The sequence below is a fragment of the Comamonas testosteroni genome, from assembly GCF_014076415.1.
GTDB classification, from domain to species: Bacteria; Pseudomonadota; Gammaproteobacteria; order Burkholderiales; family Burkholderiaceae_C; genus Comamonas; species Comamonas testosteroni_F.
Window position 1 is genome coordinate 480,054 of sequence record NZ_CP043568.1, and the last position, 23,956, is coordinate 504,009.

The following is a 23,956-nucleotide window of genomic DNA, read 5'->3' on the forward strand; positions in this document are numbered from 1 at the left end:
ATGAAATTGTCACAAAACGGTGTTTTTTCGGGATCACGCACCTTCTGACAGGCTCAGCACCTGTCTGAGCTTGCCCAGTTGTTCGTACAGATGGCTGGCGCTTTCGCTGTCCAGCGGCGCCAGCAATTGTTCAAGCCATTGCTCATGGGCGGTGGCCATGGCCTTGAACTGCTTTCTGCCGGTGCGCGTCAGCCGCACGATCATGGCACGTCGATCTTCTTCGTCGGCCACACGCTCCACCCAGCCTTCGGCCACCAGCTGGTCGGTCAATCCGGTCACATTGCCCCCGGTCACCATCAGATATTCCGACAAGGTCTTCATCCGCAGCCCTTGGGGAAAGCGGCTGAGCTGGGCCAGATAGTCAAAGCGAGGCAGGGTGGTGCCGAACTCCGTGCGCAGCTGGCTGCGTATGACTTGTTCGATCTGTGTGCTGCAGGTGAGCAGGCGAAGCCACAGGCGCACGGCCTGGTGGTCGGAGTCGGACAGGCCGGCCTCGCGGCCAGGCGCCTCGGGCATGTCGATGGAAAAATCCGAATTGTGTTGGGGCATGGTTGGCATGGTGCGCAAACTGGCGTGCTTTGGGTTCAGGGTTTGGCCGGATTTTAGTAAAAAGTTCATGCATTAATAATTTATGTATAAAGTAATTTTCAATGCGTCATTTCTCAACGTGCCAGGAAGGGATTGTTGTCATGAAAATCGTCTGCATAGGTGGCGGCCCCGCCGGCCTGTATTTCGCGCTGCTGATGAAGCAAATGAACCCTGCGCACGAGGTGACGGTGGTGGAGCGCAACCTGCCCTATGACACCTTTGGCTGGGGCGTGGTGTTCTCCGACGCCACCATGGACAATATGCGCGACTGGGACCCGGTGACAGCCGCGCAGATCGAGCAGGCTTTCAATCATTGGGACGATATCGAGTTGCTGTTCAAGGGGCGCAAGATTCGCTCCGGGGGGCATGGTTTTGTGGGGATTGGCCGCAAGCATCTGCTCAATATCCTGCAAGCGCGTTGCGAACAGCTGGGTGTGAACCTGGTGTTCGAGACCGATGTGCAAAGCGACGAGGACTATCCGGATGCCGACCTCATCATTGCCTGCGATGGCGTGAACTCGCGCATCCGCAGCAAATACGCCGACATCTTCAAGCCCGATATCGTCACCCGCCCCAATCGCTATATCTGGCTGGGAACGAACAAGGTCTACGAGGCATTCACCTTTGACTTCGTGCGCACGCCGCATGGCTGGTTTCAGGCGCATATCTACAAATTCGACGACAAGACCTCGACCTTTATTGTCGAAACCACGGAGGAGTGCTGGAAGGCCAGCGGCCTCGATGGCGCCAATCAGGAACAGTCCATCGCCTTCTGTGAAAAGTTGTTTGCGGACAATCTGCAGGGCGAGAAACTGATGACCAATGCCCGCCATTTGCGCGGCTCGGCCTGGATCAACTTTCAGCGCGTGGTCTGCGATCAGTGGTGGTTGAAAAACCGCAAGGGCAGCCATGTGGTGCTGATGGGCGATGCCGTGCATACGGCACATTTCGCCATTGGCTCAGGAACCAAGCTGGCGATCGAGGATGCGATCGAGCTGGCGCGCCAGTTCAGGCAGCGGGGTGATGCGGCTGCGCATATTCCCGAGGTGCTGGCGGCCTATCAGGAAGCGCGTCGCGTTGAGACGTTGCGCATCCAGAATGCGGCCTGGAATGCGATGGAGTGGTTCGAGGTCTGCGGTCAGCGCTATTGCGACCAGCTGGAGCCCGAGCAGTTCATGTACTCCATGCTCACGCGCAGTCAGCGCATCAGCCATGAAAACCTGCGCCTGCGTGATGCGCAGTGGCTTGGCGGCTATGAGCAATGGCTGGCCGAAAGAAACGGTGTCGCGGTCGATGTCAAGGCGCCGCCGCCCATGTTCCTGCCCTATACCCTGCGCGGCATCACGCTGAAGAACCGTATCGTGGTCTCTCCCATGGCGCAGTACTCTGCGGTTGATGGCGTGCCTGGTGAGTTTCATCTCGTTCACCTGGGTGCGCGTGCGCTTGGCGGCGCCGGTCTGGTGTTCGCCGAGATGGCCTGTGTCAGCGCCGAGGGGCGCATCACGCCCGGCTGCCCGGGTACTTATAGCGCTGAGCAAAAGCAGGCCTGGAAACGCATCAGCGACTGGATTCACACCAACACCGATGCCAAGTTCGCCATGCAGATCGGCCATGCGGGTGCCAAGGCCTCGACGCGGCTGGCCTGGGAAGGTACGGATCTGCCGCTGGAGCAGGGCAACTGGCCCGTCATGGCAGCGTCGGAGCAGCAATATCTGCAGGGAGTGAGCCAGATCTCCAGGGCCATGACTCGCGCCGACATGGATGAGGTGCAGCAGCAGTTTGTGCATGCTGCGCAAATGGCGGCCGACATAGGCGTGGACTGGCTGGAGCTGCACTGTGCGCACGGCTATCTGCTGTCGGGCTTTATCTCGCCGCTGACCAATCAGCGCAGCGATGAATATGGCGGCAGCCTGGAAAACCGCTTGCGCTACCCGCTGGAAGTGTTCAAGGCCATGCGCGCCGTTTGGCCGCAGGACAAGCCCATGTCCGTGCGCATCTCTGCCCATGACTGGGTGCCGGGCGGCATCACGCCCGAAGATGCGGTACAGATTGCCAAGGCCTTCAAGGCCGCAGGTGCTGATCTGATCGACTGCTCATCGGGGCAGGTCAGCAAGCTCGAAAGGCCGGTGTTTGGCCGCATGTATCAAACCCCGTTTGCAGACCGCATTCGACAAGAGGCGGGTATTGCGACCATGGCCGTGGGCGCGATTAGCGAGGCCGACCATGCCAACAGCATCATTGCTGCAGGACGTGCCGATCTGTGTGCGATTGCCAGACCGCATCTGGCCAACCCGGCCTGGACGCTGACCGAGGCCGCCAAGATAGGCTACACGCCTATCGTCTGGCCCAAACAATACTTCCAGGGTAAGCGCCAGATGGAAACCTTGTTCGAGCGCGAAAAGGCCTTGAAATGAAGCATCCCCTGAGCCGCTGCGTGCCAGTTTCCTGAGCGATGGAGAACTCAATGACAGGCGATCTGAACGATCAACATGCGCTGGTGACGGGCGCGGGCCAGGGTATTGGCGAGGCGATTGCACGCCAGTTGCTGGTGCAGGGCGCTCGCGTCACGGTGCTGGGGCGTCGCGCCGAGCCGCTGCAAAAACTGGTGGAAGAACACCCCGGTCAATGCAGGATGGTGCTGGCCGATGTGGCGGATCAATCACAGGTGAAAACGGCGTTTGAAAAGGCAGTGGCTGCGCAAGGTGCCATCAGTATCCTGATCAACAACGCAGGTCAGGCCGGCAGTGCACCGTTCATGAAGATGGATGCCGCGCATTGGCAGCAGATGCTGGCGGTCAATCTCAGCGGCACCATGTACTGCATCCAGCAAGTGCTGCCGGCCATGTCGGCATCGGGCCGGGGGCGCATCGTCAATGTGGCCAGCACGGCAGGACTGGTGGGCTATGCCTATGTCGCGGCCTATGTGGCGGCCAAGCATGGCGTGGTGGGCCTGACACGAGCCCTGGCGCTGGAGTACGCCAAGACCGGGATCACCGTCAACGCCGTCTGCCCCGGCTATACCGAAACCGAGATTGTCAAAACCAGCATTGACCGCGTGGTGGCCAAGACCGGCCGCACACCAGAGCAGGCAATGGCCGAGTTCGTCAAATCCAACCCCCAAGGCCGCCTGGTACAGCCGCACGAGGTGGCTGACGCCGTGCTGTGGCTGTGTGGTCGAGGCGCATCAAGTATTACCGGGCAAGCCATAGCCGTCGCTGGTGGCGAAGTCATGTGACCCGGATTTTTGGAGACAGACATGAGCGAATATGCAATCGATCCAGCGCTGCAAGCTGGCAATCACAAGCTGCTGGCGGGCTATAGGGCCACACATTTCCAGTGGCAGGTGCAGGATTGCGTGGCAACCATCACTCTCAATCGTCCGGAGCGCAAGAATCCGCTGACGTTTGATTCCTACGCCGAGCTGCGCGACCTGTTTCACCAGCTCAAGTGGGCGCAGGATGTGAAGGCGGTGGTGCTGGTCGGCGCCGGCGGCAACTTCTGCTCTGGTGGCGATGTGCATGAAATCATCGGTCCGCTGGTCGCGCTCAAGGCCCCCGAGCTTTTGATGTTCACCCGCATGACGGGCGAACTGGTCAAGACCATGCGTGCCTGCCCCCAGCCCATCATTGCTGCAATCGATGGCGTATGTGCGGGTGCTGGGGCCATCATGGCCATGGCCTCGGACATGCGCCTTGGCACTGCGCGCAGCAAGACCGCATTCCTGTTCAACCGCGTGGGGCTGGCGGGCTGCGACATGGGGGCCTGCGCCATGCTGCCGCGCATCATTGGCCAGGGCCGTGCGAGCGAGCTGCTCTATACGGGACGCAGCCTGGGTGGTGAGGAGGGCGAACGCTGGGGCTTCTTCAACCGTCTGTGCGAACCCGAGAGCTTGCTGGCCGATGCGCAGAAGCTGGCCGCCGACCTGGCTGCCGGTCCCAGCTTTGCCAATGGCATTACCAAGACCATGCTGCACCAGGAATGGGCCATGACCATAGAGCAGGCTATCGAAGCCGAAGCCCAGGCCCAGGCCCTGTGCATGCTGACCGAGGATTTCTCGCGTGCCTATCACGCGTTCGTGGCCAAGCAAAAGCCAGTCTTTCAAGGAAACTGATATGGCAGACACCAGCTATCTGAAATGGCCTTTTTTTGAAGCCCATCACGCTCGTCTGGCCCAGTCGTTGGATGCCTGGGCCAGGCAGAACATTGCGCATGCGCATGGCCCCGATGTGGATGCCGAATGCCGCAAACTGGTCAAGGCCCTGGGCGAGGCCGGGTGGCTGCGGCATGCAGTTGCTGGTACGGCCTATGGCGGCGCGGGGGAGCAGATCGACACCAGAGCCATCTGCCTGATCCGGGAGACTCTGGCGCGCCACGGCGGGCTGGCCGACTTTGCGTTTGCCATGCAGGGTCTGGGCTCGGGGGCGATCTCTCTGGCGGGCAGCGAGGAGCAGAAAAAGCGCTATCTGAGCCTGGTGGCCAGGGGCGAGGCGATTTCCGCTTTTGCACTGTCGGAGCCCGACGCCGGCTCGGACGTGGCGGCCATGGCCTGCGAGGCCAGGCTGGAGGGTGATCACTATGTGATCAACGGCGAGAAGACCTGGATCTCCAACGGCGGCATTGCCGACTTCTATGTCGTCTTTGTGCGCACCGGCGAGGCTGCGGGTTCGCGGGGCCTGTCGGCGCTGATTGTGGAGGCCGGCACTCCGGGCTTTGAGATTGCCGAGCGTATCAACGTCATCGCACCGCACCCGCTGGCGCGTTTGACGTTCTCGAACTGCCGCGTGCCTGCCTCCCAGCTCGTTGGGGTGGCCGGCGAGGGCTTCAAGGTGGCGATGCGCACGCTCGATGTGTTCCGTACCTCGGTGGCCGCCGCATCGCTGGGCTTTGCGCGTCGTGCCATGGATGAGGCCTTGCAGCGCGTGACCAGCCGCAAGATGTTCGGCGGCGTGCTGGCTGATTTTCAGCTCACCCAGGCCAAGCTGGCGCAGATGGCCACGCAGATCGACAGCGCGGCGCTGCTGACCTATCGCGCAGCCTGGTTGCGTGACCAGGGCGAGAACGTGACACGGGAGGCCGCCATGGCCAAGATGACGGCGACGGAAAACGCCCAGCAGGTGATTGATGCCGCCGTGCAGATCTGGGGTGGCCTGGGCGTGGTCAGCGAGCAGCCCGTGGAGCGCCTTTACCGGGAGATTCGCGCCCTGCGCATCTACGAAGGCGCGACCGAGGTGCAGCAGCTCATCATTGGGCGTGACCTTATCAAAAGTCATAGCTGATGGCGCTTTTGTATCAAGCGTTTGATCCTATTTTTGACTGAAAGATCGGAATCATGTCGTACACCGCGCATATCGATACCTTTGCTGCCGACAACCTGCCGCCACCCGAGCAGCAGCCCGAGTTCATTTTCGAGCTGCCCGAGCTGCGGTTCCCCGAGCGCCTTAACTGTGCCGTGGAGCTGCTGGATAGACATGTGAGCGAAGGGCGCGGCGACCGTTTGTGCATTCAGGCCGAAGGCCTGCGCTGGAGCTATGCGGATCTGCAGCTCAAGGCCAATCGCATCGCCAATGTGCTGACGCAGGAGCTGGGACTGCAGCCCGGCAATCGCGTGTTGCTGTGCGCACCCAACAATCCCATGATGGTGGCCTGCTGGTTTGGCGTCATCAAGGCTGGGGGCATTGCCGTGGCCGCCATGCCGCTGTTGCGGGCCAAGGAGCTGTCCACCATCATCGACATAGCGCAAATCAGCCATGCGCTGTGCGATGCGGCGCTGCGCACCGAGGTACAGGGTGCACAGGAAAGAACCAGCACGCTCAAGGCCGTGCGCTATTTCAACAGCGTGGAAGCCGATGCACTGGAGCGTCTGATGGAGCAGGCGGGCGATGACTTCCAGGCCGTGGAAACTGCCGCGACCGATACCTGCCTGCTGGGCTTCACCTCGGGCACCACGGGCGTGCCCAAGGCCACCATGCATTTCCATCGCGATGTGATGGCAGTCTGCGCCTGCTGGCCCGTGCATACGCTGCGTGCCAATGCCGACGATGTGTTCATAGGCAGTCCGCCGCTGGCATTCACTTTCGGGCTGGGCGGGCAGGTGCTGTTCCCTATGTCCATCGGAGCCAGCATGGCCTTGCTGGAGAAAGCCGGCCCCGTGCAATTGGTCGATGGCATTGAGCGATTTGGTGCCAGTGTGGTGTTCACGGCGCCTACGTCCTACCGTGTGATGGCCCAGCAGGGCGAACGCATCCGCCGCACCCGGCTGCGCAAATGCGTGTCGGCGGGCGAGGCCTTGACCGCCTCCACACGCGCGCTGTGGAAGGATGCGACCGGTATTGAAATCATTGACGGCATCGGTTCTACCGAGATGCTGCACATCTTCATCTCGCACCGCGAAGAGGAGGCTCGTCCCGGTGCCACCGGCAAGGCCGTGCCCGGCTATCGTGCCAAGGTGGTGGATGATGGGGGGCTCGAGGTGCCGCCCGGCACCGTGGGCAGGCTGGCCGTGCAGGGGCCAACGGGATGCCGCTATCTCAACGACAGCCGTCAGGCCAAGTATGTGAGCCGGGGCTGGAACCTGACGGGCGATGCCTATCTGATGGATGTCGACGGCTATTTCGTTTATCAGGCACGCACCGACGACATGATCATCTCGGCCGGATACAACATCGCTGCGCCTGAAGTCGAAGAGGCCCTGATGCTGCACGGCTCTGTGGCGGAATGCGCGGTGATTGGCGTGGCCGACAGCGAGCGAGGCCAGATCGTCAAGGCTTTTGTGGTGCTGCGTGCCGGCCATGTGGCCAGCGATGCCATGGTCATGGAGCTGCAGGATTTTGTGAAGAGCCAGGTCGCTCCCTACAAATATCCACGGGCTGTGCAGTTCGTCGATCAACTGCCGCGCACGGCCACGGGCAAGTTGCAGCGCTTTCGCCTGAATCAACCCTGATTGCTATGTTTCTTAAAGCTGCATGCGCCTGATTGAAAAGCGCTGCAGGCAGATTTTGCTGAAGGAATTGTTTGGGTATGAATGAAGTGGCAATGGCTTCAAAACGCTTTGTGACGCAGGTGCCGATTCGTTTTGCGCACTGCGATCCGGCGGGCATCATCTTCTTTCCCCAATATCTGGTGTTGTTCAACGGGCTGGTCGAAGACTGGTTCAACCAGGCGCTGGGCCTGAGCTATGCGGACATGCTGCACAAGGACAAGGTGGGCCTGCCCATCGTGCATCTGGAATGCGACTTTCGTGCCATCACCCGCATGGGCGAAACCGTGAGTCTGGGCCTGTCGGTTGCCAAGCTGGGCAATCGTTCGTTGACGCTCGATGTGGATTGCAGAGGTCCTGAGGGACAGCTGCGCGTGATGGCGCAGAAAGTGCTGGTCTTCACCAGTCTTCAAACCCATCAGGCCATCACTGCGCCGCAACATATCCGCCACGCAATCGAGCGTTGGCAAAGTTCATTCAATCCAACAGAAAACAGGAGTTGAACATGCAAGTACTGCTGCCTCCGGGCTGGCCTCGGCCCAAGGGATATGCGAATGGCGTGGCCGTCAGCGGCCGCCAGATCTATGTTGCCGGCATGATTGGCTGGGACGCCGAGGGCCGGTTTCATACCGACGATCTCGCGGCGCAGGCGAGACAGGCTCTGCACAATATCGTCGAGGTGCTGCAGGCAGGGGGAGCCAGGCCTGAACACATCGTGCGCATGACCTGGTATATCACCGACAAGAAGGAATATCTGGCTCAGCAGGCCGAGATCGGCAAGGCCTATCGCGAGCTGATTGGTTCATTCAACGTAGCCATGACGGCCGTGCAGGTGGCGGCCTTGATCGAGGACCGGGCCAAGGTGGAGATCGAGGTGACTGCAGTCGTGCCCGACTGATTGGCAATCTGCGCATGCATAGCCGCTGGGCCTTGGGCGCAGCGGTTTTCTTACGGCTGCTGCTTTGCAGTTTTACCGTCGTGCAGCGCGGTCTGCATTGGGGCGGCGGAGGCTGAGCTATCCTCGCGCCCAAGGAGCTGCCTTCCAGCCCTTGCAAACCCGCTGTTTTGTGAGATGCCATGAAACCGATATTTGACCCGTACCGACGCCATGTTCTTCAAGGCATGCGTGCCGCAGCATTGCTGACGGGGGGCGCCATGCTGCTAGGTGCCTGTGGCAAGAAGACACCCAAGGCCGCTGTCGTTCCTGTCGGGGCTACCGTGCTGGCGCTTGGAGACTCCTTGACGCAAGGTGTCGGAGCCAATGCAGATGCCGGCTACCCCAGCCTGCTGGCCGAGCGCACGGGTTGGAAGGTGGTGAATGCCGGTGTTTCTGGCGAGACCAGCAAACAGATTGCGGACCGCCTGCCGGGGCTGCTCGATGAGCACAGGCCATCTTTGACGATTCTGTGCGCTGGTGGCAACGACTGGCTGCAGCGCAGGAGCGAGCAAGTCGTGCAAGGCGAGATCACGCGCATGCTGCAGCTGTGCAAAGCCAGGGCGACGCCCGTGCTGCTGGTGGCCGTGCCGGAGCTGAGCCTGGGTGCGGCGTTGACGGGGCGCATGAAGGATCACGCCATCTACCAAACCTTGGCCAAGGACAACCGGGTGGCATTGCTGCCCGATGCCTGGAGCGAGGTGCTGGGCAATAGCGCCTTGCGCGCCGATCAGGTACATGCCAATGCCGCAGGCTATGCGCGGTTTACCGAACTGCTGGTGGCTCAAGCCCGGGCTTCTGGTTTTCTGGCGTAAATCACGGCTCGGCCCGGCGGCAGAGAGCGAAGCCGGCTTCAGAAGTCCAGCAGGCTCAGGCCCACGCTGAGTACCGTGCGCTTGTTGTTGTAGTCGACCAGGCTGTCGCCATAGCCGCTGAACAGCTGAACATGCAGGCGCAGATTGCTCTTGCCGCCGTTCCAGCCTTCGCCCAGGGTGCGCAGCCACTCGATGCGACCGGAGCCCTTGCCCTGGCCCAGCGAGCCTCGTGCGGTCAGGCCCAGGTAGTTCTGCTCGTTGACGTTCCAGCCCAGCTTGACTTCGCCGCGACCGATGTAGTCCTGGATATGGGGGTTGTCGTCCTCGAGCGCGCTTTCCTTCATGCGCTGCCAGGCTTTCAGATGCAGCTGCAAGCGGTTGCCCAGCTCGGCCCCGGTCATCAGATACCAGCGGTTCCAGCTGCGCGACAGCGGGTTGCTCTGGCCGTTCGACTGATGCGCTATGCCTATGCCCGAGTAGCGCCAGCGCCAGCCTAGCGGAAGCTGGGCGTCCGTCGGGTAGACGTAGAACACCTCGGGCTCGTGGTCGGTGGTGCGGAAGGGGCGCGAGATATCGCCATTGAACAGCTGCCAGTAGGACTGCTGGGTATAGCCAAACCACAGCGAATCCTTGCCCGACGAGGTGGGACCGGTCAGCAGGCCGGAGGCAATCTTGGTACGGGCCGAGAGCTGCAGACGCATCTCATGCTTTTGATAAGGCTGCTCGGTCGCAAAGCCGCGGCTGGGCGAATAGGGCTGCTGATTGACCTCGTCGCCGACGACCACGGAAACGGACATGGGGCGGTAGCCGCGGAAGTTGAAGGTGCCGCAGTCCGTGCCGGGCTCCAGTTCGTAGTAGCGCGAAACCTCGGTGTAGCGAGGATCGCGACAGCCGCCGTTGGTGGGAGAGAGGCCCAGGCCGCTGTCGGAGCCGGCCGTGATTGCCACCGCTGAGCTGGCTGGTGCGGCGTGGTTCGCCGATGCAGGGTCCGGTACTGCTTGTGCGCTGGCCGCAGGGGCACTCCAGCTGGTAGCGGGTGGAGCAACAGCCGGGCTTTGCTTGATTGCCCAGGCGTCAAAACATGCCAGACGGTCGGTGTTGCTGGTGGTGGCTGCGCATTGCTGCCAGTTTTCGGGGGAGGGTAGTTCTGTGCTTTTGGCGGTAGCTGGGTTCAGGCCGCCGACCAGCGCAAGGCCGATGCTCAGGGTCAGGGGGTGCGGGGTAAAAAAGCGAATACTCATGGAATCAATCAATGCACAGGCCGGTTGCGGTTGGCAACACCCAGCCCTGCTCAGGGTTGGGCCTTGCGCATGATGAACGCACGTGGTGGAACATTTTCTCCCTCCTGGTAACTGCCGTGAATTTCTGTACCGCAGCTGCCGTCGACCACCTCGCCCAGCCAGGTGCCGGTGATGCGTGAGCCGTCTGCGCTTTCTTCTAGAGTGACCGTGCCCTCATTCACATCGCCCACCATGGGGTGGCTGCCCCCGGGGCGGCTGATGCTGCCCTTGACATTGCCTTCCCATTCGGGATGCGGGCCCAGCACCATGCGGGCGGTTTCTTCGCTGCCGGAGACGGAGCCTGTCCATTCGCCTTGCAGCTGCTTGTCGCTCATCTGCCAGTCTTGCGCGCAAGTGCTGGCGGGCTTGGAGTCGAGCTGCGCGCAAGCGCTGATGGAAAAAGCGCTGGCAGCTATGAAAATCAGAGTTCTCAAAGTCATCTCGGGTCTTCAGTTGGCGGCGCCCGGCGCCGCCTGGTTCTTGCGTGCGGCAAATTCCTCACGCAGCTTGCGCAGCTTCTCGCGCGGGTCTTCCTTGGCCGTGGCCGCATCGAGGCCCATCTCCTTGATGAAACGGCTGGGCTGGCAGGCCACCATCTCGCGGCCTTTCTTGCGGCGCTTGGTCCAGCTCACGGCCAGCGTGCGCTGGGCGCGGGTGATGCCCACATACATCAGGCGGCGCTCTTCCTGCAGCCGTGCTGCCGTTTCATCGCTGACCTTTTGCTGCTTGCCGTCGTCGTCGTCCAGCTTGAACGGCAGCATGCCCTCGGTCACGCCGACCTGCATGACATGGGGCCATTCCAGGCCCTTGGAGGCATGGAGGGTGGAGAGCACGACCATGTCCTGCTCCTTCTCGCGCTCGCTGATGGTGGACAGCAGCGCGATGTTCTGCGAGACCTCCAGCAGGCTCTTGACCTCGGTCTGGGGGCCGGCGCCTGCGGCATCTTCTATCTGACCACCGGCGCGCTGGGCCATCCAGTCGCAGAACTCCAACACATTGCTCCAGCGCGCGGCGGCGACAGACTCACTGTCTTCGCTGTCATACAGATACTGTTCGTAGCCAATTTCCTTGAGCCAGTCGATCAGGAAGCTGCGCGAGGCTTCAAAGCCCAGGGTGTGGCGGGCGCGGTATTCCAGGTCGTTGATGTAGCGGCCGAATTCCAGCAGGCTTTCGAAGGCCTTGCGCGGCAGCGCCTCCTCCAGCATCGCATTGAACAGCGAGCCGAACATGCTGAGCTTGTGCGCGGCAGAGAATTCCCCGAGCTTGCCCAGCGTGGTGTGACCGATGCCGCGCTTGGGCGTGCCTATGGAGCGCAGAAAGGCGGGGTCGTCGTCGTTGTTGATCCAGAGACGGAACCATGCGCACAGGTCCTTGATCTCGGCGCGGTCGAAAAAGCTGGTGCCGCCCGAGACCTTGTAGGGGATGTTGGCCTTGCGCAGTGCCTTCTCGAAGGGTTTGGCCTGGTGGTTGGCGCGGTAGAGGATGGCGAAGTCCTTCCACGCGGGCTGCGGGTTCATATTGGCGCGCAGGCCCTGAATGCGGGCCACGGCGCGCTCGGCCTCATGCTCTTCGGTGTCGCAGTCGACGATGCGCACGGGTTCGCCCTCGCCGAGTTCCGAAAACAGTGTCTTGGGAAACAGCTTGGGGTTGGGGCCGATCACATTGTTGGCGGCGCGCAAGATGGCGCTGGTGGAGCGGTAGTTCTGCTCCAGCTTGATGACCTTGAGCTGCGGAAAGTCCACGGGCAGCTTCTTGAGATTGTCCAGCGTGGCGCCGCGCCAGCCGTAGATCGACTGATCATCGTCTCCCACCGCCGTGAAGTGGGCGCGCTCGCCCACCAGGAATTTGAGCAGCTCGTACTGCGTGGCATTGGTGTCCTGGTATTCGTCCACCAGCACGTGGCCCAGCAGGCGCTGCCATTTCTCGCGCACCTCGGGGTGGCCGCGCAGCAAGCGCATGGGCATGCCGATCAGGTCGTCGAAGTCCACGCTCTGGTAGGCGGTCAGGCGCTCTTCATAGCGCTGCATGATGAGAGCGGTGCTGCGTTCGTTGTCGTCCTGTGCCATGGCCAGGGCCTTGCGACTGTCCCAGCCCTGATTCTTCCAGCCGCTGATGGTCCACTGCCACTGGCGGGCCGTCGCCACATCGGTGGTGCCGCCCGCGCAGTCCTTGAGGATGCCGGTGACGTCGTCGGTGTCCAGAATGCTGAACTGAGGCTTGAGACCGAGAATGTGGCCGTCCTCGCGCACCATGCGCACGCCCAGCGAGTGGAAGGTGCAGATCAGCACCTCCTTGGCCTGGCGGCCTATCAGACCTGCGGCGCGTTCGCGCATTTCCGCGGCGGCCTTGTTGGTAAAGGTGATGGCGGCAATGCGGCGTGGCGCCAGACCGGTTTCGATCAGACGGCCGATCTTGTGCGTAATCACACGGGTCTTGCCCGAGCCGGCGCCTGCCAGAACAAGGCATGGACCTTCGGTGTAATGCACGGCCTGGAGCTGAGCGAGGTTGAGACCAGCAGACATGAAGCAGAGTGACCCATCATCAAAAACAAGGACTGGGAGCATACCGCTTCGCTGTAAAGAGCCCTGATGACAGCGCTCACAACTGACAAAAATCAGGGACTCAGCGAGCGTTTCACCTACACGTGCGCTCTCCTGTTACTTGAATAATTGTTGTAATAAGGTGTTAGTTGTGTAGCGTGAAGATTGCATTGTTCCGGCCTTGATCCCGATAGCGCCAGCGAATTTTCGATGGTTGAGGGATTCATGGTCTTTTCCTCAACCCTCAGGGTGTTGTGCATGGCGAGAACCATCGGTGAAGTGAGCTTGGCCGCAGAACTTTGGACGCCTGCCGTGCAGCAGCGCTTTGAAGCGCTGTTCGCAGTCGCCGCGCGCAGTTCGCTTTCCGGCTGGCGTCAGGTTCCGCGCCATGCGGCCGAAGTGCTGGTGATTGAAGGGCTGGAGAGCCTGCTGGCCAGGGCAGAGGCGAGAGCTCCTTGCGTGGTCTATCTCGGCGGCGAGCCGGCCATGCAGCCGCTGGGGCGTTCTTCCCAGGGCTGGGTAGTACATCTTGATGTGGACTTCACGTTGTCCGACCTGATCGACATGCTCGATCGTGCCGCGGTTTTCCTCATGGACTGGAGGGCCCGGCACAGGGACGGTGAGCCCCTGTCGCCGCAGCGTGCCTTGCAAGAGCTTCAGTTGCAGGGAGTCGACTGTACGCATTGCTTTCAAATCAAATCCTGGGTTGCTTTGCCTGGCAGCGACAACAGCGCGCAGAACATGCGCGTGCTGGCGCTGCTCGCGCGTGGGCCTATCGATGCCAGATCGCTGGCGGAGCACGCCGGCATTGAGATATCGCAACTATCGACCCTGCTGTCCCTGCCTCAGGTTCAGGCAGTCCTGCGCTGCAGTCTGCGCGGCTCCGAGGAACCCTCTGCTGCGCAGAAATCAACTACCCAGAAGCAGCCGGCCGCTTCCGTGACGCGTCAATGGCTCAGCAGGCTGACGGGCTGGATTACCCGTGGAGGACGTACATGACATCTTTCATGCCCATGCAGCCTGGTCAGGGCCTGCTGCGGGTGAGTCTTCTGGGGCCCATGGGCATCGGCAAGACCACGGCGCTGCGCAGCCTGTGCGGGGAATTCATGGCGGGCAGCGATGTGCGCAACCTGGACAAGGCGACACACGGCAAGGAGTTCACCACGGTAGGGGCGGAGTTTGGCGAGATCGACCTGGGCTCTGGCGAGCGATTGCAACTGGTAGGCAGCCCCGGTCAGGATCGTTTCGATTTCGTGCGCCGCTGGGTGCTTTCTGCATCGGTGGGAGCGCTGCTGATGGTGGACGTCAACGATGTAGGCGCGGTGGACTACGCCTGCGAGATGCTGACGGGGATCGCAGAGCTGGATCAGGCGCCATTGATGGTCATTCTGAGTTGCCGTCCCGCCAGCGGAGCAAGGATGGAAGCATTCAGCTCGGCCCTGGTTGCCAAAGGCCATGACCTCACCCCGCTTGTTGAGGTCGATCCACGCGATCGCCAGCAGATGCTGGATGCCCTGAGCGTGCTGGCATCGCTGCTGTCCTTGCAAAGTCAGACGCTATGAAGACCCATACCTCCCTCGTGATTCCGCCACATGCCGTGGAGGCAGGTCAGGAAATCCTGGCGCGCGTGGTTGCCCCGGTGGCGGGCGTCCACATCGCCTTGCTCTGTACCCCAGACGGTTTCGAGATTGCTGCGCTGCGCATTCGCAGCGAACTGCCGACCGAGCGACTGTCGGCCATGGCGGGCTCGCTCATGGCCATGGCCAAGGCCGTGGCCAATGAGATCGGACACAGGGATTGCAAGCGCCTGACTTTCGAGACGGAGTCGGGCACGGTGGTCTTCCAGGCGGTGAACGGCTCCTTCCCGGCCGTTCTCTGCCTGGTGGTGGATCAGAACGCCTTGCTGGGTCGCGCGCTCTGGGCGGCCGGTGAGGTCGCCACAGGGTACCTGCCCTCTTGATCACAGGTTCACTGGAGTTCTGAGTCTGAGTGGGTGCGCATCTGGCGCACGAGTTCCTTGTCTTGCTTTTTTTCTCAAAAGGTGGATTTATGGCCTCTATCCAGGATTCTCTGAACGCTCTGATGACCACAGACGGTGCTGTCTGTGGCGCTCTCGTGGACAGCTCCAGCGGCATGCTGATGGGCAGCGTAGGCGGCGGCGTGGACATGGAGCTGGCTGCGGCCGGCAACACCGAGGTCGTGCGTGCCAAGATCAAGACCATGCGCATGCTCAATCTCAACGACCAGATCGACGACATACTGATCACTCTGGGCAAGCAATATCACATCATCCGTCCCGTGGCCGCCAATGACGGCGTGTTCTTCTATCTGGTGCTGGACAAGGCTCGTGCCAACCTGGCGCTGGCGCGCCGCAAGACTGCAGATGTGGAAAAGGAACTCAGGCTCTGACGCGCTGTCCTTGTACCTGTCACAGCAGCCTGCCTTGCGCAGGCTTTGTTCTTGGGTAGGTCTGCACTGAAAAACTTTCATCGAAGGCCGTGAGAGGGTTGGAGCCGGGCGCTGTCACAATTTGCCGGTGCTGTCCGTTCTACTCATCACCTTTCCCTTCTTTGCGCTGGTGGCCTGCGGCTTTGCCGCCACATGGCGCGGCATTCTGCCCCAGGCCGCGATCCCCGGCCTCAATGCTTTTGTGCTGTACTTCGCGCTGCCCTGCATGCTGTACCGCTTTGGCGCGCAGACACCGATTCATCAGCTGCTCGACATCAACGTCACCCTGGTCTATCTGCTCTGTGCAGCGCTGATGGTGGGCGCGACCGTGCTGCTGACACGCGCACGCCTGGGCTGGAACGATGCCGCATTCGGCGCTTTGGTGGCCGCGTTTCCCAACACCGGTTTCATGGGCGTCCCCATGTTGGCGGCGCTGCTGGGCACGCAGAGCGCGGGCCCGGTGATCGTGACCATGGCCATCGACATGGTCATCACCACCTCGGCCTGCATTGCACTGTCGCGGCTTGATCTGGCGGGAGGGCAAGGAATCTGGCTGGCGGTGCGCAATTCGCTCAAGGGCATGGCATCCAATCCCATGCCCTGGTCGATTCTGCTGGGCGGTCTGGCGTCGGCCATGGGCTGGGTATTGCCCGGTCCGGTGGACAAGACCGTGGCCATGCTGGCTGCCGCAGCTTCGCCGGTGGCATTGTTCACCATAGGAGCCGTGCTGGCGCGCTCGCAGATGAACAGCCACGAGCGCGTGGCTGCGCGCGACTATGTGCCGATTGCGCTGGCCAAGCTGGTCGTCCATCCGCTGCTGGTCTGGGCCGTCGGACTGGCCGCAATCTCCATGGGCCAGGGGCTCCAGCACGAAACCCTGGTGGTGCTGGTGCTGCTGGCGGCTCTTCCCTCGGCCAGCAATGTGTCGCTGCTGACCGAGCGCTACGGCGCCCACAGCGGCCGCGTGGCGCGCATCATTCTGGTATCGACCAGCCTGGCTTTCCTCAGCTTCTCCGCCGCCGTGGCGCTGATGACCTGATCCAAAACAAGAGCGGCTTGCACAAGACCAGCCAGTGCAAACCGCTGTTTTGGCTAAAAGCCGTAAATCAAACACACACCTCAACAAAGAGACACCGAGCAAGGGCCTAGGCGGCCCCGCCGCCCCGCAGCGAGGGTGTCGTCCCCCTCCGGCGCTCAGCGCCGAGGGGGAAGGCGCGAAGCGCCTCAGGGGGAGTGTTCAATACTCCCAGAACATCCGCTGCAGTTCCTTGGTGTTGGCGCCCTTGGTCAGCGCCAGCATGGTCAGCAGGCGTGCCTTTTCGGGGCGCATATCGTGGGCGACCACCCAGTCGTACTTGTCGTCGGGCTGCTCGGCATTGCGCAGCACAAAGCCGTAGGGAACGCGTGACGAGCGCACGATGAGCACGCCCTTGCCGCGTGCATCCTGCAGCGGCTTGACCATGCGGTCGGCCACCGAGCCATTGCCGGTGCCGGCATGGACGATGGCCTTGGCACCGGCATCGACCAGGGCATTCACGGCCGTGGGCTGAACGCTGCCGTAGGCATAGACGATGTCCACCTGAGGCAGCTTGTCGATGTTGTCGATGTTGAACTCGGAGTTCATGGTGTGGCGCTTGACGGGGGCGCGGAACCAGTAGTTCTTGCCCTCGACGACCATGCCCAGCGGGCCCCACTGGCTCTTGAAGGCACCGGTCTGGATGTTGATGTCCTTGTTCACATCGCGGGCGGTGTTGATCTCGTCATTCATGGTGACGAAGACCCCCTTGCCCCTGGCGTCCTTGGAGCCGGCCACGCTGACGGCATTGACCAGATTCAGCGCGCCATCGGCGGACAAGGCCGTGCCCGGGCGCATGCTGCCGACCACGGCAATGGGCTTGTCGGTGTGCACGGTCAGGCTCAGGAAGTAGGCCGTCTCGGCCAGCGTGTCCGTGCCGTGGGTGATGACAATGCCGTCCACATCGGACTGCTTGGCCAGTTGCGAGACACGCTTGGCCAGGGTCAGCAGATTGTCGTTGGTAAAGCTCTCGGAAGCGATCTGGAACACCTGCTCGCCGCGCACATTGGCGATCTGGGTCAGCTCGGGCAGGCCGGCCAGCAGCTTGTCCACAGGTACCTTGGCGGCCGTGTAGGTAGCGCTGTTGACGGTCGAGGCACCGGCACCCGCAATCGTGCCGCCCGTGGCCAGCACCACCACATTGGGCTTGGCCGCCTGCGCCTTGGCCGCCTGCGCGGCCGCAGGCGATGCATCCTGCGCCAGGGCTGCGCCGGGGGCGGACAGAACGCCCAGAACGGCAATGGTGGCGGCCAGCAAGGACTGGCGGAAGACTTGTTTTTGCATGAAGTAGTGCTCCGTGATTGAATGAAGCGGCCTCTTGTGGAGCCGAGCTTCACACAATGCAATAGCCATGCCGGTTTGCCCATTCGCGCAAATCCCGATGGATTTGCCAAGCGTCTGCGGTTTATATAAATTGATAGCTGTCAGCGCTTATGGGTAAAGGGCTGAAGAGCTAAAAACCTTAGACTTCAGACGACTTTAGATGCTGAGCGGATCCACATCCACCAGCCAGCGCACCAGCGGCCTGTGCTCGGGCAGGGTGCGCAGCCAGTGCAGATACTGCTGCCAGGCATTCAGAAAGCGCAGCAGGGCGCTGCGGTTGCCGGCTTCCAGCAGCATCTGGGCGCGCTCCACATTGGCCACGCGCTGCACCGCCATGGGGATGGGCGGGTAGATGAACACCTCGTCCAGATAAGGCAGTTTGGCCTCTCTTGCGACCTGGGTGGCGGCATTCAGAAACGCCTGGGCGGCTTCCTGGGTGCGTGCATCGGCCCGGACTATGGCCTGGAAGGCATAGGGCGGCATGCCGGCATCCAGCCGTTCCTTGAGCTGCTGCCTGGCAAACGCCGGGTAGTCATGCTTGCGCAGTGCGGTGTAGACGGCGTTTTGCGGGTCGTGGCTTTGAATCCACATTTCCGGATGGCTGCCCTGGGCCTTCACATATTGCGCGTCGCGCCCGGCACGCCCGGCGGCCTGCATCAGCAGGCAGAAGAGCCGCTCCGGGGCGCGATAGTCGCTGGAGTACAGCGCGCTGTCGGGTTGTACGGCCGCCACCAGCGTGATGCGCCGAAAGTCATGGCCCTTGGCCACCATCTGGGTGCCTACCAGCACATCCACATCGCCGGCATGCACATGGGCCAGCTGCTGCTCCAGGCTGCCCTTGGCCTTGGTGGTGTCGGCGTCGATGCGCGCCACGCGGGCAGGATTGCCGTCGGGGCGCTGCACATTGCGCAGCAGCCGCTCCAGCTCTTCCTGCAACTGCTCCGTGCCCTTGCCCAGTGGCAGGATGTCGGGGTTGCCGCAGCTGGGGCAGGCAAACGGTACACGCTGGGTAAAGCCGCAGTGGTGGCAGCGCAGCGTGCGGTCGCCCTTGTGAAAGACCTGGTGAGCGCTGCAATGGGGGCAGTCGCTTTTCCAGTTGCAGTCGGCGCAGAACAGCACGGGGGCAAAGCCTCGGCGGTTGAGCAGAATCAGGCTTTGCTCGCCGCGTTTGACGCGCTCGGTGATGGCCTCGATCAGCGGAGGCGAGAACACGGCGCGTTTGGGCTGCTGGCCCATGTCCACCATTCTCACCCTGGGAAGGCTGGCCGCGCCTGATCCGGCCGCGCCGATGCGGCTGGGCATATGCAGGCGCAGGTAGCGGCCGACATCGGGTTCCGAGGCATGCCAGCTCTCCAGCGACGGGGTGGCGCTGCCCAGAATGACCTTGGCGCCGGTATCGCGCCCGCGCCAGATGGCCAGATCGCGCGCCGAATAGCGCGCGCCTTCCTGCTGCTTGTAGCTGGCGTCATGTTCCTCGTCGACTACGATCAGCGCCAGATGCGGCACGCTGGCAAAAATAGCCATGCGCGTACCCAGTACGATGCGGGCGCGGCCCGTGTGAGCGGCCAGCCAGCTTTTGAGGCGCTGCGGGTTGGTCATGCCGCTGTGCATGCTGACTACGGCGTCCTTGCCGTACTGAGGCACGAAGCGGGCGACAAATCGCTCTTCCAGCTGAGGCGTGAGGTTGATCTCTGGCACCATCACCAGGGCTTGGGCCTCTGGGTTGGTGTCCAGCACGGCTTGCACTGCGCGCAGATAAACCTCGGTCTTGCCGCTGCCCGTGCTGCCGTAGAGCAGGAACGGGCCTGGGTTTTGCTCAATTTGCTCGAAAACCGAGGATTGCTCGGCGCTGAGTGCGACCCAAGGCGTTGCGCTGCTGGCGTCCGGCGTGTGATCCATCGTCTCGGTGCTCGCTTGCGCTGCTTCGGTGGCTTGTGCCTTCTTGCGCTTGCCGGCTGGCGTCTTGACTGTCTTGGGCGGAGCCAGCCGCCGTGCCAGTTGTTCGGGCGACATATCGCGCAACTGAGGTGGCAAGGCGGTGACGGCAATCTCGCCCAAGCTGCGCTGGTAATAGTGCGCGGCAAAAGCCACCAGCCGTCGCCAGGCCTGGTTCAGCGGTTCTATGCCCTGCAGCAGGCCGGCAATGCTGCGTAGTTCCACCCCGTCTGGAATGGCTTCGGGGGCAGCGGGTGCATCCCAGACCACACCCAGCAACTCTCTTTTTCCCAGAGGAACGCGCGCCAAGGTGCCGGGCTCCAGCCATGCATCGCTAACGTAGCTCAACAGATCACCTACGGCGCTGTGGGCAGGGGTCTGGACGGCAACGTAAACGATATGGGACATGGAGTTGGATCAGGGGAAGGCGCTGCAGAGGCCGCGGTTCCTCAGAGCTATAGCAGATTTTGAGGCCTGCAAAGGCTTTGCGTTCTGTGGATAACTTTGTGAGAAACAATATGCGAGAAAGGCCTGGGCAAGTCCTGTTCGTGTTTTTAAGCCTGCAGGATGGTTGAGCAGTTGAAGAATTAATTTATTTAAAACAAAGACTTATATGTATTCATGAGGCGATGAGGAGCTTGCTTCGGCGGAGTGTTGGCAGGGAGTCTGCTTTGCCATATCTGTGCATAAATCAGGCGGCGAGTCACTGTCAACCGAGAAGCTCCCTAAACCTAAATGCTTTCAAACCGCGGTGCAAAGTCCTTAACTTCTCAAAAAATAGCACTAGAGCCAGCAGCCATGAGGCATGCACTTATCTTGAAGCACTCATATGTGGATAACTTCCGTCAATCGATGCCAAGGTGGATGAAAAAATAAAAAAGCGCCAAGCACTGCTGGCGCCGAATTTTTAAGGGTCCGAGATTTAGTGATTTGAAATCAATGATTTGCTGCCGCTTTGCTGCATCTCAGGCCGGCAATTGTCGTTCAATAACCATTTGATCTTATCGGGTGATTGGGCCCGTTGTTCTGCAACAAATGCCTGGGAAGGCACTCGTTGCAGGGGAATCAGCCCTTTGTGCGCAGCAGGCGCGAGTGGCTGTGCACAGCTTCGACCAGCGCGGCCACATGTTCGGGTGGGGTGAACTGGCTGATGCCGTGACCCAGATTGAAGATGTGGGTGGGGCCGGTGGTGCTCTTGTCGGTATGGGGCTTGCCAAAGCTGTCCAGCACGGCACGCGCCTGGGCGGCGACCTGCTCGGGTGCGGCAAACAGCACATTGGGGTCGATATTGCCCTGCAGCGCCTTGCCTGGGCCGCCGACCTCGCCGCCCACGATGGCGCGAGCCTTGCCCAGATTGGCCGTCCAGTCCAGACCCAGCACTTCGCAGTCGATGTCCTTCATGTCGGGCAGCCAGATACCACCGCCCTTGGTGAAGACGATGCGGGGCACGTCGCTGCCGTCCACGCCGGTGCGCTTGAGCTGAGCCAGCACGCGCTTGGTATAGGCCAGGCTGAATTCCTGGAAAGCGCCGTCGGCCAGCACGCCGCCCCAGCTGTCAAAAATCATCACGGCCTGGGCGCCGGCATCGATCTGGGCGTTCAGGTAGGCGGCCACGCTGTCGGCGTTGACTTCCAGGATGCGGTGCATCAGGTCGGGGCGCGAGTACATCAGCGACTTGACGGTGCGGTAGTCATCGCTGCCCTTGCCCTCGGTCATGTAGCAGGCCAGAGTCCAGGGGCTGCCCGAGAAGCCGATCAGCGGCACACGGCCATTGAGCACCTTGCGGATATTGGTGACGGCGTCAAACACATAGCGCAGCTTGTCCATGTCGGGTACGGCCAGCTCCGCCACGGCGGCCTCGTCGCGCACGACCTTGGCAAAGCGCGGACCCTCGCCTTCGGCGAACGACAGACCAAGGCCCATGGCGTCGGGCACGGTCAGGATGTCGCTGAACAGAATGGCCGCGTCCAGAGGGAAGCGATCCAGCGGCTGCAGGGTCACCTCGGTGGCATAGTCCACATTGGTGGCCAGGCCCATGAAGCTGCCGGCCCTGGCGCGGGTGGCCTTGTACTCGGGCAGGTAGCGTCCCGCCTGGCGCATCAGCCACAGGGGCGTGTAGTCGGTAGCCTGGCGACGGCATGCGCGCAGGAAGGTGTCATTGGTCAGGGGGGCGAAACTCATATGCCGATTGTCGCCCACTCCGGCTTTCCCATTCACCACAATCCCGAGCAGCATTTCAGCTCTCTGTGCAGCGATGGCCGTTGCCAGGGCTTGTCATGAAACCGTCATCCAAATGTCTCGTGGGCTTCATCTGCGTTTTCCATAATGACGCCACGCAGACACACCGTGTGGCACAGGCAGGCCGCCAACTGCGTCCAACACCGGAGGAAAGCAGACATGAGGCATCCCGAGATTCTTGATGCGCTGAATGGCCAGAGCATCGCGACGACACCGTCATCGGCACCCTCGCTTTCCCATCGCCCTGTCAGTCCCGCAGATGCTGCAGCGCCCGCTTTGCGCCTGCAGGTGCGCTGGGCCCGGCATCTGGACGAGGTTCGCCAAGCTCAGCGCCTGCGCTACCAGATCTTTGCCGAGGAAATGGGGGCTGTGCTGCAGACCCCCGTGGCGGGTCACGACATCGATGTCTTTGACGATTTCTGCGAGCATCTGATGGTCTGCGATGAAGAGCAGAACAAGGTAATCGGTACCTATCGTCTGCTGACCCCCGCCCAGGCCCAGCGCGCCGGCGGTCTGTACAGCGATCAGGAATTCGATCTCTCGCCCATCAACGCCTGGCGTGCGCAGATGGTCGAGCTGGGGCGCAGCTGCGTGCACGCGGAGCATCGCCAGGGCGGCGTGATTCTGGCGCTCTGGGGGGCGTTGGCCGAATTCATGCAGCGCAACCGGCTCGAAGCCATGGTGGGTTGCGCCAGCATTCCCATGCAGTACCCGGGCCTGGCCCATGGCGAAGGCCCGGCACGCATCTGGCAGCAACTGCGCCAGAGCCATCTGGCCGAGCCCGAGTTGCAGGTACGCCCCCGCGTAGCCCTGCCCGAGGAGCTGGCACATATCAGCAATGTCTCGGCTGATGCGTTGAAGGTCGAGCCGCCAGCGCTGATCCAGGGCTATCTGCGTGCCGGCGCCAAGGTGCTGGGGGCGCCGGCCTGGGACAGCGACTTCAATACGGCCGATCTGCCCATCATGATGCGCATGCAGGATCTACCCTCTCGCTACCGCCGACTGTTCGGGCGCATGAAGGCCTGAGGCGAGGACGGAATGCAAAAAGCCTGTGGTCATGCCACAGGCTTTTTTGATGGCTGGACGGGTCATGCAGCGTGGCTGGGCTCATCTTCCAGGCCTTCGGCAAACAGGCCCAGCGCTGTAACCATCAGGCCCAGCATGAGGAAGGCATAGGCTGCAATGGACAGCACCAGACTCATGCTGTAGCCCCATTGCAGAACCGAGCAGGCCCAATCCCAGGATACATAAAGCGCGCTGCACTGATTGCTGGCCGGCATGTGCACATACCAGGTGACGGCGATCCACATCAGGATCAGCATCACCACCGTGGTGCGAAGCTTGTGTGATGGCGTCTGGCCCATGTTCTTGAGCAAGACCAGTGGTATGGCTCCGCCCCAGACAAACATCATCAGCCAGCTGAAGGCAGGAACCTGCGCCAGTGCCTGTTCCAACCAGTGCATCTTGGGCATGCTGTTGATGCTGGCCAGGACGTCCCAGGCAAAGGGCAGGGCCAGACCGGCTATTGCCAGACTGGCCAGCGCCAGTGCACGCAACAGGCAAAGACGTTTGTGAGACGGCTGGTGGATAAGGTTGGCATGCATGGCTTACCTCCTGTGCAGTTCAGGCAGTCCGCAGTGGTCAACGTGTGCAAGGCTGGCAAAGGCTGGAAACTGCGGTTGCGCCTGGCTTGTGGGCCTCTCCAGTCTAGAGCTTTTGCATGGTTTGTGCCATAGGCACTGTGCGCCTGCTCGAAGTCGCTCTCTACTCCAGGCCGAAGCCATGTCAGGTATTGCCGGTTTGA

At 61.8% G+C, this 23,956-nt stretch carries 22 protein-coding genes; 14 read left to right on the forward strand and 8 right to left on the reverse strand.

What is annotated here, in order from left to right:
• Nucleotides 1-33: 33 nt before the first annotated feature.
• On the reverse strand, nucleotides 34-558 hold the full coding sequence (locus tag F0P97_RS02170; protein ID WP_371878512.1) for a MarR family winged helix-turn-helix transcriptional regulator: 525 nt from the start codon (nucleotides 556-558) through the stop codon (nucleotides 34-36).
• 131 nt (nucleotides 559-689) lie between these two features.
• Between F0P97_RS02170 and F0P97_RS02175 the strand changes: the two genes are divergently transcribed.
• From F0P97_RS02175 to F0P97_RS02210, 8 genes are all read left to right on the forward strand, one after another.
• Nucleotides 690-3,002: a bifunctional salicylyl-CoA 5-hydroxylase/oxidoreductase gene (locus F0P97_RS02175; RefSeq protein WP_182285435.1), complete on the forward strand. Its 2,313-nt coding sequence runs from the start codon at nucleotides 690-692 to the stop codon at nucleotides 3,000-3,002.
• Nucleotides 3,003-3,052: 50 nt separating this feature from the next.
• On the forward strand, nucleotides 3,053-3,823 hold the full coding sequence (locus F0P97_RS02180; RefSeq protein ID WP_182285436.1) for an SDR family NAD(P)-dependent oxidoreductase: 771 nt from the start codon (nucleotides 3,053-3,055) through the stop codon (nucleotides 3,821-3,823).
• Between the two features lie 21 nt (nucleotides 3,824-3,844).
• Entirely contained in the window at nucleotides 3,845-4,699 is an 855-nt protein-coding gene (locus F0P97_RS02185; protein WP_182285437.1) for an enoyl-CoA hydratase family protein, read from the forward strand.
• Between the two features lies 1 nt (nucleotide 4,700).
• Nucleotides 4,701-5,864, forward strand: a complete 1,164-nt coding sequence (locus tag F0P97_RS02190) for an acyl-CoA dehydrogenase family protein (protein ID WP_182285438.1) — start codon at nucleotides 4,701-4,703, stop codon at nucleotides 5,862-5,864.
• A gap of 53 nt (nucleotides 5,865-5,917) precedes the next feature.
• The gene (locus tag F0P97_RS02195) at nucleotides 5,918-7,528 is read left to right on the forward strand and encodes a benzoate-CoA ligase family protein (protein WP_182285439.1); all 1,611 of its coding nucleotides are present in this window, start codon (nucleotides 5,918-5,920) and stop codon (nucleotides 7,526-7,528) included.
• A gap of 77 nt (nucleotides 7,529-7,605) precedes the next feature.
• Entirely contained in the window at nucleotides 7,606-8,067 is a 462-nt protein-coding gene (locus tag F0P97_RS02200; protein WP_182285440.1) for an acyl-CoA thioesterase, read from the forward strand.
• Between the two features lie 2 nt (nucleotides 8,068-8,069).
• Nucleotides 8,070-8,462, forward strand: coding sequence for a RidA family protein (locus tag F0P97_RS02205; RefSeq protein ID WP_182285441.1), 393 nt, complete (start codon nucleotides 8,070-8,072; stop codon nucleotides 8,460-8,462).
• 179 nt (nucleotides 8,463-8,641) lie between these two features.
• Nucleotides 8,642-9,313 carry a GDSL-type esterase/lipase family protein gene (locus F0P97_RS02210; RefSeq protein WP_182285442.1) on the forward strand — a complete coding sequence of 224 codons (672 nt, stop codon included), beginning with the start codon at nucleotides 8,642-8,644 and terminating at the stop codon, nucleotides 9,311-9,313.
• A gap of 38 nt (nucleotides 9,314-9,351) precedes the next feature.
• Here F0P97_RS02210 and F0P97_RS02215 read toward each other — a convergent pair whose 3' ends face one another.
• From F0P97_RS02215 to F0P97_RS02225, 3 genes are read right to left on the reverse strand one after another with little or no spacing between them, the layout of a single operon-like run.
• Nucleotides 9,352-10,554, reverse strand: a complete 1,203-nt coding sequence (locus F0P97_RS02215) for a phospholipase A (RefSeq protein WP_182285443.1) — start codon at nucleotides 10,552-10,554, stop codon at nucleotides 9,352-9,354.
• A gap of 50 nt (nucleotides 10,555-10,604) precedes the next feature.
• Nucleotides 10,605-11,033: a hypothetical protein gene (locus F0P97_RS02220; protein ID WP_182285444.1), complete on the reverse strand. Its 429-nt coding sequence runs from the start codon at nucleotides 11,031-11,033 to the stop codon at nucleotides 10,605-10,607.
• A 9-nt stretch (nucleotides 11,034-11,042) separates the two neighbouring features.
• A complete protein-coding gene (locus tag F0P97_RS02225) occupies nucleotides 11,043-13,115 on the reverse strand; it encodes an ATP-dependent helicase (protein ID WP_182285445.1) in 2,073 nt (690 codons plus the stop codon).
• Between the two features lie 228 nt (nucleotides 13,116-13,343).
• Between F0P97_RS02225 and F0P97_RS02230 the strand changes: the two genes are divergently transcribed.
• From F0P97_RS02230 to F0P97_RS02250, 5 genes are all read left to right on the forward strand, one after another.
• Nucleotides 13,344-14,132, forward strand: coding sequence for a hypothetical protein (locus F0P97_RS02230; RefSeq protein WP_182285446.1), 789 nt, complete (start codon nucleotides 13,344-13,346; stop codon nucleotides 14,130-14,132).
• Entirely contained in the window at nucleotides 14,129-14,695 is a 567-nt protein-coding gene (locus F0P97_RS02235) for a GTP-binding protein (RefSeq protein ID WP_182285447.1), read from the forward strand. The genes F0P97_RS02230 and F0P97_RS02235 overlap by 4 nt, the downstream gene beginning before the upstream one ends.
• Nucleotides 14,692-15,093, forward strand: coding sequence for a roadblock/LC7 domain-containing protein (locus F0P97_RS02240; RefSeq protein WP_182285448.1), 402 nt, complete (start codon nucleotides 14,692-14,694; stop codon nucleotides 15,091-15,093). Before F0P97_RS02235 ends, F0P97_RS02240 begins: the two co-directional genes overlap by 4 nt.
• 89 nt (nucleotides 15,094-15,182) lie before the next feature.
• Nucleotides 15,183-15,542, forward strand: coding sequence for a hypothetical protein (locus F0P97_RS02245; protein WP_182285449.1), 360 nt, complete (start codon nucleotides 15,183-15,185; stop codon nucleotides 15,540-15,542).
• A 127-nt stretch (nucleotides 15,543-15,669) separates the two neighbouring features.
• Nucleotides 15,670-16,620 (forward strand): AEC family transporter, encoded by a 951-nt coding sequence (locus tag F0P97_RS02250; protein ID WP_182285450.1) that lies wholly within the window; start codon nucleotides 15,670-15,672, stop codon nucleotides 16,618-16,620.
• A gap of 198 nt (nucleotides 16,621-16,818) precedes the next feature.
• Here the strand turns inward: F0P97_RS02250 and F0P97_RS02255 are convergent, their stop codons facing one another.
• The 3 genes from F0P97_RS02255 to hemE form a co-directional block, all read right to left on the reverse strand.
• The gene (locus F0P97_RS02255) at nucleotides 16,819-17,940 is read right to left on the reverse strand and encodes an asparaginase (RefSeq protein WP_182285451.1); all 1,122 of its coding nucleotides are present in this window, start codon (nucleotides 17,938-17,940) and stop codon (nucleotides 16,819-16,821) included.
• Between the two features lie 195 nt (nucleotides 17,941-18,135).
• Nucleotides 18,136-20,322: a replication restart helicase PriA gene (gene priA, locus F0P97_RS02260; protein WP_182285452.1), complete on the reverse strand. Its 2,187-nt coding sequence runs from the start codon at nucleotides 20,320-20,322 to the stop codon at nucleotides 18,136-18,138.
• A 657-nt stretch (nucleotides 20,323-20,979) separates the two neighbouring features.
• Nucleotides 20,980-22,095: a uroporphyrinogen decarboxylase gene (gene hemE, locus F0P97_RS02265; RefSeq protein WP_182285453.1), complete on the reverse strand. Its 1,116-nt coding sequence runs from the start codon at nucleotides 22,093-22,095 to the stop codon at nucleotides 20,980-20,982.
• Nucleotides 22,096-22,311: 216 nt separating this feature from the next.
• On the opposite strand from hemE, the gene F0P97_RS02270 reads away from it, so the two are divergent.
• A complete protein-coding gene (locus tag F0P97_RS02270; RefSeq protein WP_182285454.1) occupies nucleotides 22,312-23,178 on the forward strand; it encodes a GNAT family N-acetyltransferase in 867 nt (288 codons plus the stop codon).
• A gap of 62 nt (nucleotides 23,179-23,240) precedes the next feature.
• Here F0P97_RS02270 and F0P97_RS02275 read toward each other — a convergent pair whose 3' ends face one another.
• Nucleotides 23,241-23,756 (reverse strand): hypothetical protein, encoded by a 516-nt coding sequence (locus F0P97_RS02275; protein ID WP_182285455.1) that lies wholly within the window; start codon nucleotides 23,754-23,756, stop codon nucleotides 23,241-23,243.
• Nucleotides 23,757-23,956: the final 200 nt, after the last annotated feature.